The 13,098-nt window shown below is 68.3% G+C and carries 15 protein-coding genes and 3 pseudogenes; 11 read left to right on the forward strand and 7 right to left on the reverse strand.

The window, feature by feature from the left end:
• Positions 1-78 precede the first annotated feature (78 nt).
• On the reverse strand, positions 79-792 hold the full coding sequence (locus tag ACWY4P_RS52925; protein WP_456207964.1) for an SDR family NAD(P)-dependent oxidoreductase: 714 nt from the start codon (positions 790-792) through the stop codon (positions 79-81).
• Here ACWY4P_RS52925 and ACWY4P_RS52930 point away from each other — a divergent pair.
• Positions 767-1,300 carry a TetR family transcriptional regulator gene (locus ACWY4P_RS52930; protein ID WP_456207965.1) on the forward strand — a complete coding sequence of 178 codons (534 nt, stop codon included), beginning with the start codon at positions 767-769 and terminating at the stop codon, positions 1,298-1,300. The genes ACWY4P_RS52925 and ACWY4P_RS52930 overlap by 26 nt on opposite strands.
• A gap of 144 nt (positions 1,301-1,444) precedes the next feature.
• Here the strand turns inward: ACWY4P_RS52930 and ACWY4P_RS52935 are convergent, their stop codons facing one another.
• The 3 genes and pseudogenes from ACWY4P_RS52935 to ACWY4P_RS52945 form a co-directional block, all read right to left on the reverse strand.
• A complete protein-coding gene (locus ACWY4P_RS52935; RefSeq protein WP_456207966.1) occupies positions 1,445-2,332 on the reverse strand; it encodes a dioxygenase family protein in 888 nt (295 codons plus the stop codon).
• Between the two features lie 205 nt (positions 2,333-2,537).
• Positions 2,538-3,221, reverse strand: a complete 684-nt coding sequence (locus ACWY4P_RS52940) for an SDR family NAD(P)-dependent oxidoreductase (RefSeq protein ID WP_456207967.1) — start codon at positions 3,219-3,221, stop codon at positions 2,538-2,540.
• Positions 3,222-3,656: 435 nt separating this feature from the next.
• A pseudogene (locus ACWY4P_RS52945) lies at positions 3,657-4,957 on the reverse strand (aspartate ammonia-lyase).
• A 103-nt stretch (positions 4,958-5,060) separates the two neighbouring features.
• On the opposite strand from ACWY4P_RS52945, the gene ACWY4P_RS52950 reads away from it, so the two are divergent.
• The 3 genes from ACWY4P_RS52950 to ACWY4P_RS52960 are packed head-to-tail and all read left to right on the forward strand — an operon-like array spanning position 5,061 to position 7,858.
• Positions 5,061-6,404: a dicarboxylate/amino acid:cation symporter gene (locus ACWY4P_RS52950; RefSeq protein ID WP_456207968.1), complete on the forward strand. Its 1,344-nt coding sequence runs from the start codon at positions 5,061-5,063 to the stop codon at positions 6,402-6,404.
• A complete protein-coding gene (gene cuyB, locus ACWY4P_RS52955; protein ID WP_456207969.1) occupies positions 6,401-7,141 on the forward strand; it encodes a cysteate racemase in 741 nt (246 codons plus the stop codon). The genes ACWY4P_RS52950 and cuyB overlap by 4 nt, the downstream gene beginning before the upstream one ends.
• A gap of 30 nt (positions 7,142-7,171) precedes the next feature.
• Positions 7,172-7,858 carry a GntR family transcriptional regulator gene (locus tag ACWY4P_RS52960; RefSeq protein WP_456207970.1) on the forward strand — a complete coding sequence of 229 codons (687 nt, stop codon included), beginning with the start codon at positions 7,172-7,174 and terminating at the stop codon, positions 7,856-7,858.
• 273 nt (positions 7,859-8,131) lie between these two features.
• On the opposite strand, the gene ACWY4P_RS52965 is transcribed toward ACWY4P_RS52960, so the two are convergent.
• A complete protein-coding gene (locus tag ACWY4P_RS52965; RefSeq protein WP_456207971.1) occupies positions 8,132-8,614 on the reverse strand; it encodes a MarR family winged helix-turn-helix transcriptional regulator in 483 nt (160 codons plus the stop codon).
• A gap of 113 nt (positions 8,615-8,727) precedes the next feature.
• Between ACWY4P_RS52965 and ACWY4P_RS52970 the strand changes: the two genes are divergently transcribed.
• Complete coding sequence (locus ACWY4P_RS52970; protein WP_456213352.1) at positions 8,728-9,474, forward strand: dienelactone hydrolase family protein; 747 nt, start codon at positions 8,728-8,730, stop codon at positions 9,472-9,474.
• A gap of 95 nt (positions 9,475-9,569) precedes the next feature.
• Here the strand turns inward: ACWY4P_RS52970 and ACWY4P_RS52975 are convergent.
• A pseudogene (locus ACWY4P_RS52975) lies at positions 9,570-9,935 on the reverse strand (hypothetical protein); the annotation flags it as partial.
• Between ACWY4P_RS52975 and ACWY4P_RS52980 the strand changes: the two are divergent.
• A complete protein-coding gene (locus ACWY4P_RS52980; RefSeq protein ID WP_456207972.1) occupies positions 9,921-10,055 on the forward strand; it encodes a hypothetical protein in 135 nt (44 codons plus the stop codon). The pseudogene ACWY4P_RS52975 and the gene ACWY4P_RS52980 sit on opposite strands and share 15 nt — an antisense overlap.
• A 55-nt stretch (positions 10,056-10,110) precedes the next feature.
• Here the strand turns inward: ACWY4P_RS52980 and ACWY4P_RS52985 are convergent, their stop codons facing one another.
• On the reverse strand, positions 10,111-10,446 hold the full coding sequence (locus tag ACWY4P_RS52985) for a hypothetical protein (RefSeq protein WP_456207973.1): 336 nt from the start codon (positions 10,444-10,446) through the stop codon (positions 10,111-10,113).
• A gap of 413 nt (positions 10,447-10,859) precedes the next feature.
• On the opposite strand from ACWY4P_RS52985, the gene ACWY4P_RS52990 reads away from it, so the two are divergent.
• From ACWY4P_RS52990 to ACWY4P_RS53010, 5 genes and pseudogenes are all read left to right on the forward strand, one after another.
• Complete coding sequence (locus tag ACWY4P_RS52990; protein ID WP_456207974.1) at positions 10,860-11,051, forward strand: aKG-HExxH-type peptide beta-hydroxylase; 192 nt, start codon at positions 10,860-10,862, stop codon at positions 11,049-11,051.
• On the forward strand, positions 11,048-11,521 hold the full coding sequence (locus tag ACWY4P_RS52995) for a transposase (protein WP_456207975.1): 474 nt from the start codon (positions 11,048-11,050) through the stop codon (positions 11,519-11,521). The genes ACWY4P_RS52990 and ACWY4P_RS52995 overlap by 4 nt, the downstream gene beginning before the upstream one ends.
• Before the next feature lie 14 nt (positions 11,522-11,535).
• Positions 11,536-11,670: pseudogene (locus ACWY4P_RS53000) on the forward strand (IS30 family transposase); the annotation flags it as partial.
• A 654-nt stretch (positions 11,671-12,324) separates the two neighbouring features.
• A complete protein-coding gene (locus tag ACWY4P_RS53005; RefSeq protein WP_456207976.1) occupies positions 12,325-12,477 on the forward strand; it encodes a hypothetical protein in 153 nt (50 codons plus the stop codon).
• A 48-nt stretch (positions 12,478-12,525) separates the two neighbouring features.
• Positions 12,526-13,056 carry a GNAT family N-acetyltransferase gene (locus ACWY4P_RS53010; protein ID WP_456207977.1) on the forward strand — a complete coding sequence of 177 codons (531 nt, stop codon included), beginning with the start codon at positions 12,526-12,528 and terminating at the stop codon, positions 13,054-13,056.
• Positions 13,057-13,098: the final 42 nt, after the last annotated feature.

Here is a 13,098-nt window from a genome sequence, read left to right on the forward strand (position 1 = left end):
GGATGTGCCAGCGGTATCTTCCGAAGGACGTGACCACGCCCCGTTCCCGGAACGGCGCGCCAAGCGCCATGCCGGGCCTCACGCGACCGAAGAGCCGTCGGGTGGGACCACTCTCGTCGTACCAAATCTGCCCAGGTGGCTTGTAGGCGGGCAACGGGGACGTGGCACTCGTGGCGGTGATGGGCCGCCCGCGGGCGGCATCGGAACGCTCGGCGACAGCAGTGGTGTCGCCCCGTGCGTCCATCGGCCCTTGCCCGACCACGTGTCCTGGATCGCGAAGACCTGCTGCTCAGTGAGAACGCCATGGCGGCCATCAGGAGTGGCCGAGTCCCCGTTGTCCGTGACGCCGGGGAGCACACTGTTGACCGTGAACCCCCGGGGGCGAGGTGTCGCGCGAAGTGCAGCGAGAGCTGTTCGAGCGCGCCCTTGGACATCACGTAGACGGCCTGCGAGGCTGGCGATCCGGGTCAGACCGGAGGAGATGTTGATGATGCGTCCCCCGTCGGGGATCAGCCCGAGGGCACGCTGGGCAATGAAGAAGGGCGCCTTGGCGTTGACCGCGAACAACCGGTCGAACTGCTCGGCGGAGACCTCTTCCGGAGCGGTCCCGGGCACCGTTTCGCCGGCGTTGTTCACCAGGATGTCCAGGGTGGTCTGCCCGGTGTGCTCCTTCAGGCCGGCTTCCAGGCCGCGGAACAGTTGGTCGATGTCGCCGGGCACGCCCAGTTCCGCGCCGACCGTGAAGGCTTGGCCGCCGTCCTTCCCGATGAGCTCGACGGTCTCCTGGGTCACGGATTCGGCAGAGCGATCCCGCCCCTCGGTGTCCCGGGCCCACGTCGGCCTGACCGAAGGGCAGATCGTCGCTGCCGCGATGGAAGCGCTGGAGAGCGACGGGCTCGACAGGCTGTCCCTGCGGGCCGTTGCCGGCCGGCTGGGGGTACGGGTCAACGCAGTGGCCTGGCATGTGAAGGACAAGGCCGGTCTGCTTGGCGCGGTGGCCGACGCGATGCTGGCCGACTGCCTGCCCGCCCGCCTGCCCCGCGATCCGGAAGAACGGGTTCGCAAGCTCCTCAAGTCGTACCGTCCGGCGCTGCGTTCCCAGCGCGACGGCGCCCGCCTGGGGCGGGAGGGCTTTTCGTTGGCCCGCCCTCACCAACTGGCGTTCGCCGAGGCGTTCAACGCCGCTTTGCGCGCTACCGGGCGCGGCCCGAAGGAGGTGGCCTGGACGACGTGGACTCTGATCTATATCACGCGGTACCCCGGCCCGCTGTTGGTGGCCGTGAACGGGCGCACGCCATGAAGTGAAGGCTTGCCCACGGCCGGACACTCCTTACTCAATGACGCCGAAAACGCTCCGCGCCGGCTGCGACTCCGAGGCGGTCGTAGTGGTGCTGGAGGACGGTGTTGGGCCGGGCCGGGGACCAAGCGGTGGCGTCCTCGGGGGTCATGCCGGCGTGGCCTTCGGGGTGATGGTGTCGGGGCCGGTGCGGGTCTTGAGGATGAAGTCGAATCCCATGGTCCTGTAGGGGCCCTTGAAGCCGTGTTCGGCGATGTCCTCGGGGTCCTCGCGCAGGATGGTGTCGGCCTGCAGAGCGGTAGGGGCCAGGGTCCCGCCGACGAAGTCGACGGGGATGACGGGGTCCCCCTTGAAGTAGATCTCGCCCCGCCACGGGGTGATCAGGTCGGGGTGGTGGACCTCGTAGTGGATGTGAGCCGGACGGTAGAGGCTGCGTCCGAGGGCCGCGACGGCTTCGACGACCCCGTCGACGGCCGTGACATGGGGGTCGGCGTAGGCGACGGGGGTGATGGTGGTGAAGGTGTAGCGGCCGTCGGCGTCCGTGAACTGGTGCCCGCGCAGGTTGTACTTGGGCGTTCCGTCGTCGTACAGCCCGGAGTAGTTGCCGTTGTTGGCCGCGTGGTAGATGTCCAGCTTGGCGCCCGCGAGCGGCCGCCCCTGTCCGTCCAGTACGCGACCGGAGACGATCAGCGGGGTTCCGGGTTCGTCAGGCCGCATCGGCAGGGCGCCGGGGTTGTCGATGCGCGGGGAGCCGGGGATGTAGGTGGGGCTGTTGACGTCTTCGGAGGGGGTGTAGCCGTCCCGGCCCCCCTGGAAGAGCTCGCTGTACAGCGGCATGGCGACCAACGCCAGGGGAGCGCCGGTGGCCGTCTGGATCCTCTGCAGCAAGTCGGCGGCGGCGTTGAGGTCGTCGAAGGTCAGTCCCTCCTCGTCGCGCATGCGCGCCAGAGCGTTCTTGAACGCCTCGAGGAGACGTACCGCGCGGGGGTTGATCAGTGCCGGGTCGACGTAGGACGGATCAATGGTCGTGGTCATGCCGGTCTACTCCTTGAGGTGGATGGCTGAAGGGGGCATCGGCAGCCCCCGGAAATCAGGGGATGAGCTGCCCGCCAGACTTGGCGGTCGGCGTGACGCCGGAGGCTGCGAACGCCGCGGCAACCTTCTTCAGGACCGCGCCGTGGCCAAGAGCCACGGCGCGGTGCAGGTTCGCCGAGGGCGGACCACGAAAGCCCGTGCGGTCTCAGAGCTTGAAGACGAGCTCGGCCTGATCTCGCTTGGTGGTGTGCAGCTCCCAGTAGACGGGGGAGATCTGCTCGGGCTGGGCCGTCGGCAGGCCCGGGATGACGGAGACGCCGATCGATACGTCGATGCCGATGTGGGCGGCCTGGATGCCCGTGTCGGCGTCGGCCAACTCCTTGTGCAGGTTCATCGCCCAGTTGCGCAGCGCCGCGGCGGCGGCGTTGACGTTGGCGACCCGCGGGTCGGGCCAGATCGAGCCGGCGCCGGTGGTGTAGAGCAGGGTGCCCGCGCCGGCCTCGCGCATCGCGGGCAGTACCGCCTGTGTGGCGGCGATGGCCCCGTACAACTGGAAGTTCATCTCGAACTCCACCTGAGACGGTTCGGTGGTGGCCGGAGCGGTCAGCGTGGTGATGCCGAACGTGCCCACCGGGGAGTACTCCAGGACATCGATCCCGCCGAAGCGTGTGGCGGCGTCCTTGAGCGCCTGGGTGAGCGCGTCGCGGTCGAGTACGTCCGCGGGGAACGCGACGGCAGTGATGCCCTCGGCGGTGAGCGTGCCGACGAGGCCGTCGAGCTTCTCGCGGTTGCGGGAGATCAGGGCGACGTCGAAGCCGTGGGAGCCGAAGGTGCGGGCGATGGCCAGGCCCAGCTGGGGGCCGGCTCCGACGATGGCGATGCTGGTCACAGCAATCCTTTCGTGGAAGACATGGCAGTGGAAGCCGCAAATGTGGATACGTCTATCCGTTTCTTGATCCGGATAGGGCTTTCCGATTCACTGGCGTCACGGTACCACGAAATCGGATAGGGCAATCCGGTTGCTTGCTGGTCGGCATGAGCCCCGGCGCCCAGCACCCCGACGATCCCGCAGCCGCTGGCCGCCGCGCGCAGGGTGTCGGCTGCTCTGCACCGGCATACGGACGGAGGGCCTGCCCGCTGAACTGGGTTTCGCCTCGGGCGCGACCTGCTTGCTGGCGCCGGCTGCCGGACCGCGACAACGCGGGGGTCTGGTAGCGGCTGCGCGAGGTACCGCCGGCGGAGCTCCGGGCCACGGACCGGCTGGACACGTCTTGGTGATCGACAACGCCCACCTCAGGGTCCGGGGTCGGCCGTGTGTCGTCGTTCACGGAGCGGCTACCGCCGAGCGCTGCGCGGAGGGTCGAGTGAGGCTCTCGGGCCGCAGGATCGCGTCCAGTTGGTCGGCGGTGAGCAAACCGGCTTCGGTGGCGAGGTCCTTGATGGCGCGGCCGGTGGTCAGAGCCTGGCGGGCGAGGGTGGTGCTGGCGGCGTAGCCGATGTACGGGGCGAGCGCGGTCACGAGCCCGACGGAGCGGTGGACCGTGTCGTGGAGGTGTTCGCGGTTGGCGGTGATGCCGGGGACGCAGCGGGTGGCGAGGGTGTCGCAGGCGGCGCGCAGGTGGGTCAGGGAGCGCAGCAGGCTGTAGGCGATGACGGGTTCGAAGGCGTTGAGCTGGAGCTGTCCGGCCTCGGCGGCCATGGTGACGGTCAGGTCGTTGCCGATGACCGTGAAGGCGACCTGGTTGACGACTTCGGGGATCACCGGGTTGACCTTGCCGGGCATGATCGACGAACCCGCCTGCACCGGTGGCAGATTGATCTCGCCGAGTCCGGTGGTGGGGCCGGACGAGGTGAGGCGCAGGTCGTTGCAGGTCTTGGAGAGTTTCACGGCCACGCGCTTGAGGATGCCGGAGAGCTGGACGAAGGCGCCGCAGTCCTGGGTGGCCTCGATGAAGTTGTCCGCGGGTCGGACGGGTTCGCCGCTGATGTCTGCGAGGTATGCGCAGGCGAGTTCGGCGTAGCGGGGGTGGCCGTTGATGCCGGTGCCGATGGCTGTGCCGCCGAGGTTGGACTCCAACAGCAGGGTGGCGGCCTCCATGAGGCGCTGGCGGTCCTCCTCGATCATGACGGCGTAGGTGGTGAATTCCTGGCCCAGCGTCATGGGGACGGCGTCCTGGAGCTGGGTGCGGCCCATCTTCAGGACGTGGCTGAACTCCGCTGCCTTCTCGGTGAAGACCGTGGCCAGCGCCCGAAGTGAGTCGCCGAGCCGGCGCAGTGAGGTGACCAGGGCCAGGCGTACGGCGGTGGGGTAGACGTCGTTCCGGCCCCTCCCTGGACGGGGTCGACGACGAACTGCTCGTGCAGCTGTCCGGAGCCGATCTCCTTGCATGCGCCAATGATCGCTTCGGCGATGTCCGGCGGCAGCAGGCCGAGGTCGCGGTTGGCCTGCGCGGTCGCCTGTTTGGCCGCGGCCAGTGCGGCGATCAGATCGGGGAACTGGGCAATGGTCGATCCGGTGATCGTGAAATTCTCCACGGCCCGCACGGTGTGCACGCCGTAGTAGGCGTCGGCGGGGGCGTCCTTGTCTCCCACCAGGTCGTGTTCCAGGCGTGTGGTCTGCGCCATCTGATGCTCCTCGTCCTTGCGGGCCCCTTGACAGGCCCCCATCTCCGGCCTCAGTGTTGCCGCCCAACACGCAGAACGCAATATATTGCATGCAGGAGCTTTCATGGACACCGCTCACCCGCGCCCCACCAGCACAGACACCCCACCGACCCGGCCCTCAGGGTTCTGGCGGCGATGTCTGAAGATGCCGATCGGAATCCAGTCGATCATCGCCGTCGGCCTCGGAGCCCTCATCGGATCCCTCGCCCCGTCCGCGGGCGAGCAGATGAAGATCCTCGGGGAGGTGTTCCTGAACCTGGTCCAGGTCGTCGTACTGCCCCTGGTCTTCCCGCTCATCGTGCTGGGCATCGCCCGCATGGAGTCCGTCAAGAAGGTCGGCCGGATCGCCGGCAAGGCCATTCTCTACTTCGAGATCGTCACCACCGTCATCCTGCTGATCGCGGTGGGCCTGGCCAAGCTCACGGGCATCGGCAAGGGCGCCCCCGTCCACGGGGCCGATGCCAAGGACCTGGACGGCCTGAGCCAGGGCATCGACTTCCACGAGCTGGTTCTGCACGCCGTACCGAAGAACATCTTCGCCGCGTTCGGCGAGGGCAACCTGCTCGGCGCGATCGTCTTCGCCCTCCTCGTGGGCGTGGCCATGGCCGGGATCGGGGAGAAGTCCGAGCCCTTCGCCTCGGTGCTGGAGTCCGTCACCGCGGTGATGTTCAAGGTCGTCGGCCACGTCATCCGGATCGCGCCGCTGGGCGTGCTCGGCTTCATCTCCTACGACGTCGCCCACTACGGCTTCGGCAACCTGCGCAGCCTGATGGGCTTCATCGCCGTGGTCTACGCGGGCCTGGCCGTCGTCGTCGGCGTCCTCTTCCCGCTCATCGCCGCGACATACCGCATCCGCTACGTCGACCTGCTCAAGTCCATCGCCGGTCTGGCCGGGATCGCTTTCGTCACCCGCAGTTCCGAGTCGGTGCTGGCGCCGCTGATGGGCAAGCTCGAGGCGTTCGGCGTCAGCCGTTCGACGACCTCGTTCGTCGTCCCCCTCGGCTACTCCTTCAACACCGACGGTTCCGTCCTCTACCAGGCCGCCGCACTGGTCTTCCTCGCCAACGCCTACGGCGCCGACACATCCCTGCCCGCCCTGCTCCTCATGGCCGGCGTGCTGGTGATCCTCTCCAAGGGCATGGCCGGCGTCGCCTCCGCCTCCATCGTCGGCCTCATCGCCGCCGGCAACTCCATCGGCCTGCCCGCCGAAGGCGTCGCTCTGCTCCTCGGCGTGGACTTCATCGTCGACATGGCCCGCACCGGCGTGAACGTCATCGGCAACTCGCTTGCCGCCGCCGTCATCGACAGCTCCGAGAACCGGCGCGAAGCCAAGCGCGGCAGCCGTGACACCTCCCACACGCCGGCCGCGCCCGAGGCCAGGCTCCTGCAGAAGGACACCGCACAGTGAGCACCCCCACCCCCACCCCCACCGCCACCGCCGAGATCATCGGCATCCTGGGCGGCATGGGCCCGGCGGCCACCGCCGACTTCTACGCCAAGCTCGTCGCGATCACTCCCGGTTCCAGCGACCAGGACCACCTCCGGACGGTCATCTGGTCCGACCCCACCATTCCCGACCGCACCGAGGCTCTGCTGGGCGATGGCCCCGACCCCACCCCCTGGCTTCTCGACGGCGGTCGCGTCCTGCGCGAGGCCGGCGCCACCGTCATCGCCATCCCCTGCAACACCGCCCACGCCTTCGTCCCGCGCATCGCCGACCACGTCGGCCTGCCCATCGTCCATATGATCGGCGAAGTCGCCAGGCACCTCAGCACGTTGCCTTCTCGCATCCACACCGCCGGACTGCTCGCCACCACCGGCACCGTCCGCGCCGGCCTGTACCAGGAGTGGCTGGACCGCTTCGGGATCCGCCTCGTCCTGCCCGATGGCGTTAGCCAGGACCGCGAGGTCATGACCGCCATCCGAGCGGTGAAAGCCGGCGCCCGCGACGACACGACGACCGCGCTCCTGGCCCGCGCCGCACAGCGCCTGAGCGAGCAGGGCGCGCAAGCGATGATCGCCGGCTGCACCGAGATCCCGCTCGGGCTTCCCGCGGAGGCCGTGGACGTCCCCCTCATCGATCCGGCCCTCATCCTGGCCCAGGCACTGGTCCGCAGGGCCACAACACGGGTCACCGCCGGGTAGGACGAACACAAGCGATGTACTGTACGCAATATGTCACTCGACCGCCCTGTCTCCCGCCGCCTCCTCAGTGACGAGGTCTTCCACCGCCTGCGCGACTCCATAGTGCGCGGCGAACTCGTCCCCGGCGAGAAGGTCAAGGACGGTGAACTCGCCGAGCGACTCGGCCTCAGCCGCACCCCGGTGCGCGAGGCCCTCGCCCGGCTCGCCGACATCGGCCTGGTCGAGGCCAAACCCGGCGTCTACACCCGCATCACCACCCTCAACCGCCGCGACGTCGAGAAAACCCTTGCCGTCCTGCGCTCCCTCGACCAGCTCGCCATCGAGACGGCCGTGCCGGTCATGACCGAGCAGGACCTCCAGCGCATGCGAGAGGCCAACCGCGATTTCGAACGGGCCGTCGCCGCCAACGACACCACCGCCGCACTCGCCGCCGACGACCGCTTCCACGCCGTCCCCATCGCGGCCGCCGACAACCCCGTCCTCAGTCGGATCGTCGAGCAGCTCCACCCCCAGATCCACCGCATCCTCTACCGCAAGTTCTCCACCCTCCTCGGCGGCCGCAACACCATCGAACACCACGACCAACTCATCGACGTCTGTACCGGCGGCGACGCCCGCGCCGCCGCCGAACTCTCCGGACACCACTGGTCCGAACTCGGCGGACACATCAACCAACTCTTCGACACCAACCAGTTCGCCGAGGCAGCCGCCGGTTAGGACGCCGGTCGCGTTCGTTTGCCCTGGCGGGCGGCTGCGGAAAACACGGGCTTCGAACTCGTGAGGGGGCGCCCCCAACACGCCTTTCCACGCTTCCGGGGAGACGAGCACCTGCGGCTGCTCAGACGTTGCGCAGGCGCCGACGTTCGACGTTCCATGCCGGTCATGGCCGCGAGGACGGTGAACACGATGCCGGAGGGATCGTGCTTCACGAGCGACCACCTATGGAACAGGGCCCCGGGCAGTGTTGCTGTCGGATGCCACTATGCGGGGTCAGGAGGTCGGGGCGTGGTAGTCCAGCAAGCGGGTGAGCAACTGCAGGAGCTGGTCGCGTTCGGCCGGACTCAGCGGCGCGAGCAGGTCGTCGTGGAGGTCGTCCAGAACCTTGTCGAGGCGGCGTAGATGGCGGCGGCCTTGGGGGGAGATGGTGATGATGTTGCGGCGCCGGTCGTCGGGATCCGGCGCCCGTACGACGAGGTCACGCTCGGCCAGTTCGTTGAGCACGCCGACCATGTCGCTGCGGTAGATGCCGGAGCGCCTGCTCAGCTCCGCCTGGCTGCCCGGCCCGTACTCCTGCAGTGAGGCGAGCACCGCGTAGTGCCACTTGCGGGCGTCGACCTGGGTCAGCCCCTCGTTGATCAGCCGGTCCGACCGCGCGGTCAGCTGCGACAACTGTCGGCTCGCCTGGCGGCGCAGCCTGTCGGGCGTCTTGCGCGCGCCGTCGTCGGGCATGTCCGCGGCCTCGGCTCTGGTCATGGCGCCCATCCTACTCATTGCGTTAGTGCGACTAACGATGTACGGTCGCTCACGCCGAAAACGTTAGTGCGATAAACGTTAATTCGGTGAACTTCAAGGAAGGAAGATCCGCTATTCCCAGCAAGATATTGCAGATTCCCACCACGGACGGCCAGGCCGACGCCTTCGCCGCCTTCCCTGACCACGGCGAGCGGCACCCAGGGGTGCTGATGTACGCGGACGCCTTCGGCATCCGGCCCGTGCTGCGGGAGATGGCCCGCGAACTGGCCGGGCACGGGTACTACGTGCTCGTCCCCAACTTCTTCTACCGGCATGGCCCGACACCGCTGATCGAACTTCCCGAGCACATCGGAGAAGAGGCCCGGACCGCGGTCGTCGCCCAGCTGATGCCCTTGATCGAGGCGCACACCGCCGAACGTGTCCTGAGCGACGCCGACGCGTACCTCAGGTTCCTCACCACCCAGCCCGAGGTCGGCGCCGGACCGGTCGCGGTGACCGGCTACTGCATAGGCGGCCTCCTGGCGATGCGCACCGCCGCGGCCCACCCCGGCCAGGTGGCCGCCGTCGCCGGATTCCATGGCCCCGTGGGCGCCGACGGGCCCGACAGCCTGCACCGTCTCCTCTCCACGCTCACCGCCGAGGTCCACCTCGGCCACGCCGAAACCGACATGACGCCCGAGGCCCTCGGCGAGCTCAACCAGGCTCTGGATGCCGCAGGTATCGGCTACACCTCCGAGATCTACCCCGGCACCGTCCACGGCTTCACCATGTCCGACACCGACGCCTTCAGCCCCTCCGCACTGAAGCGCCACTGGGACCGCCTGCTGCCCCTCCTCGACCGCACCCTGGCCAACAGCTGACGCTCCGGCCCGGAAACCAATCCTTGATGTTCGTGGGTGGAGTACTCGCCGAAGCGGCGGATGTGCTCGGTCAGGTATGGCGAGATGCGGGCCAGGTCCTCGGGGTCGATGACGTGGCCCTCCTCCTGGAGCTGACGGACGATCTCGGCGATGTCGAGAAAACAAGCACTGCCAGCGTCCTGGTGGCGAACAGCAGTCGAAAAACACCGGTCGGCCAGTGCTTCCCTGTATGTGGTGCACTGAATCGGGACGGGGGCGGACGTCACGGGCAGGAGCGTGCTGGACGCCCCGCGATCCGGTGTGGCTGCCGGGGCCTGGGACAAAATCCGGGGCAACGGTCCCGTCAGAGCGGGACACGGTGTGGCGGAGAATGATGCGGCTTGGGCGGGGCGCTGTCGTCCCGCCCGGGCCCTGCTCCGTTCACCGTTGACCGAAGGGAACTGGACATGCTTGTAGACCACATTGAGATCCCCAGCCTGGCTCCGCAGGTGTACCTCGACGATGAGGCCTCTGGGGTCGCGGTCGACGCGCCGGAGGAGCGCGCCTGGCTTCCTTCCTACCAGGCGGCCCTGGTCGACTGACGGACGACGTCTTCGGTCCTGCACCGGGTTCTCGCGAGAGCCCGGTGCAGGGGTTTCACGTCCAGGTTCGCAGTCTGTCCCGAAGGACGGTCCACCCTTGTCCGTTTCGTCTTCCGTTGCTGCTCCGGCCACCGACGTAGTGGCCCAGGCTGACACCATGCTTTGTGCCGATGGCCAGTTCGGCGACTCCGCCGCCATCGGCGAGCGCAACCTTGCCCGGTTCCGGCTGGGCCTGACCATGCTGGCGCGGCACGATCGCGAAGAGGCGGACCTGCTGCGGGCGACCGCCGCGGCGTGCGACGACCGCCTGCGTCCGCTGCTGTACGACCCGGTGCTGCGCAACTGCTTCGAGGTGGATCTCGCACAGTTGGAGACCAACCGGTTCGAACACAGCTACTTCGGCAGCTACCTGAGTCGTTGTACAGGCGGTCCGGCGTCGGACACTTCGTCCTCCACAGGGCCCTGCGAAGCCCTTGTCCGTCCGTACCGGCGTGCCTGGCCCGGTCTCGGGAACGCGTGGGTGCTGACCGAGCTGAAGCCGCAGGGCGGCTCGCAGGAGACGCTGGCAGGGCGTCTCATGGAGCTTTACCAGGGTGCCCTCGGCGACAGCCGGGCAGCAGGCCCGGTCAATCCGACGGACGACGTATGCGCCGTCCTGCGGGAGGGCGCGGAACTCCTCGCAACGCTGCTGCCGGCAGCGGGAACCGGCGTGCTCGGGCACGTCAGCATGGTCGGATTCACCCGCCGGGACAGTGAAGAGGGCCCGCTTCAGTCCATGTCCGGCGGCGACCACTCCCTTCGACGGTGCTGCTGGCCCCCGAACGCTGCACATCGCCGTGGCTTGCAGCGGAGAGCTTGCTCCACGAGGGCGCTCACCTCAAACTCTTCGACGCCCTCCGGACGGGTTCCCTGGTCCGGAATACCGCCGAGCGGGTGCCGATTCCGTGGCGGATCGGTTCGTGGACAGTCATCCGGGTTTTCGCATCGGAGCCGTGACCGCCGCCCGCCTCCTGGGCCGGACCGGGAACCCCACCCGCTTCGCGACTGCCAGCGCCTTCGCCCAGTACGCCGGCACCGTTCCCATCGAGATCGCCAGCGCAGACCGCGCACGCCACCGCCTGTCCAGGCGGGGCGACCGCCAGCTCAACGTGGCACTTCACACCGTCGCCATCACGCAGATCCGCATGCCAGGCACCCGGGGCCACACCTACTACCAGGCCAAACTTGCACAAGGAAAGACACCCCGGGAAGCACAACGCTGCCTGAAACGCCGCCTCGCTGATCACGCCTGGCGCACGATGGTCGGCGACGAACGCCGACGCACCGGGACGACGGGCCCAGGAGGACGACCGGGGGCGACTACAGCATCCAGCGCGGCCGGCCCAACCCCGACGGCCGACTCTTCGGGCAAGTCACTTCCCGGACCCGCCAAAACCGAGCCTACGCCACCACTCCAACCCGCTTGACAAACACAGAGGCACCCAAAGGCACCGACCTCTCGGTTCATACCCGCGAGCACCTCGACGCCGTCGCCGCCGAGCTCAACGACCGCCCGCGCAAGGCGCTCGGCTGGGAAACCCCAGCCGAGCGCCTGCGTAAACTACTCGCGGCCTGATCAACACGACTACGTGTTGCAACGACCCCTAGAAAGCGCACCGTCGAGGACGGGGGCCTTCGTGTCGCCCGCCGAGTGGCAGGCATGGCTTTGCACTCCGGGATCAGTCAGGAATGTTGACCCACCAGTTGGTTGCCGTTGTGCCAGCTGGGCAGTCGGCGATAGACACTTGCAATCCGGGATTCAGCCATGGACCGCTGTAGTAGCGTGCGTTGGAGCAGCGCACCAGAGCTTGGAACGCGTAGGTGGTTTCGCAGTAGGCCCACGAACCGCGCTTCCCGGGCAGGAAGTCCCCCTGGCAGCCGGGCGGAATAGGGCCATCAGCAGTTGCGGGGTTCGCTGTCCCGACCGTCACTGCCGCGATGGCCGCCATTGCTGAGGCCAGAACTGCCAGTCGTCCCCCAGTCTTCACAGATCCTCTCCCTTCAGGTGACAGCAGGTTCAGGTCTAGCGGACCGCGCGTTGTTCGCGTTCGGGGCACTGCTGCCGAACAAACAACCTCTGAAAAATGCTCGACGCCGTGCGGGCAGTTGTGACGGAGCAGCGATCTTCAAGGGGTTGCTCTGGTGTGGTGTCCCGTTATTTGGTTGAGGACCGGGGCCTGGGGGAGCGGTCGAGGTCGGGCGTGATTGGCATGGGCTGCGGCCCCTCTCGGTGGTCCGCGAGAAGAAGGAGTCCGAGGAGGTTGGGGATGGCACGCAGGTCTACCGGTGGGCGGCCGACACCCCGGAGTTCTCCTACCGCGCGGCTGTACTGCTGCGCCCGCTGCCCGAGGACTTGACGCCCGGCCTTGGGGCGGATGCGTGATGCCGCAATTCCCGGCACGACTCGCCGGGCACTGCTTAAGCTTCCGCCGTGAACGACACCACACATGGCATACGGATCAGACCAGGCAGCCTGGCCGACGCACCGGCCATTCTAAAGATGCTCGACTCTGCGGTGGTCTGGATGAACGATCGCGGCAACACCGAGCAGTGGGGCACGACACCGTATTCTCAGAAACCCGACGGGGTGGCGCGGGTCGAGCGGTACACGACCGAGAACGCCGCGTACATCGCGGAGTTGGGCGGAACGCCTGTCGGAGCCATGGTGTTGGACTCCGGCCCCAACCCGCAGATGCCGATCGCGCCGGCCGAGGAGCCCGAACGGTACGTCCGGCTGCTCGTCTCCGACCGGCGGTACGCCGGTCTGGGCATCGGGGCGGCGCTGCTGGCCCATGCCGCCGAGGAGACCCGGCGGGCAGGCGTGGAGCTGCTGCGGGTCGACTGCTGGGCGGGCGGCGGAGGCGAACTGGTCGCGTTCTACGAGCGCAACAGTTTCACCCCCACCGACCGTTTCCTGTCCGGTGCCTGGCCGGGGCAGGTGCTGGCCCGGCGGGTCGGCTGACGGCGCGGGCAGGGCACCGGCGACGGGCTCGTCCTGCGGGTC

Source organism: Streptomyces sp. LZ34, assembly GCF_053890475.1.

Coding starts and splice junctions, on each gene's coding strand:
- ACWY4P_RS52930 (WP_456207965.1), top strand. CDS start 767: ATGAGCTCGACGGTCTCCTGGGTCACGGATTCGGCAGAGCGATCCCGC.
- ACWY4P_RS52935 (WP_456207966.1), bottom strand. CDS start 2,332: ATGACCACGACCATTGATCCGTCCTACGTCGACCCGGCACTGATCAAC.
- ACWY4P_RS52950 (WP_456207968.1), top strand. CDS start 5,061: ATGGACACCGCTCACCCGCGCCCCACCAGCACAGACACCCCACCGACC.
- ACWY4P_RS52960 (WP_456207970.1), top strand. CDS start 7,172: ATGTCACTCGACCGCCCTGTCTCCCGCCGCCTCCTCAGTGACGAGGTC.
- ACWY4P_RS52965 (WP_456207971.1), bottom strand. CDS start 8,614: ATGACCAGAGCCGAGGCCGCGGACATGCCCGACGACGGCGCGCGCAAG.
- ACWY4P_RS52980 (WP_456207972.1), top strand. CDS start 9,921: ATGCTTGTAGACCACATTGAGATCCCCAGCCTGGCTCCGCAGGTGTAC.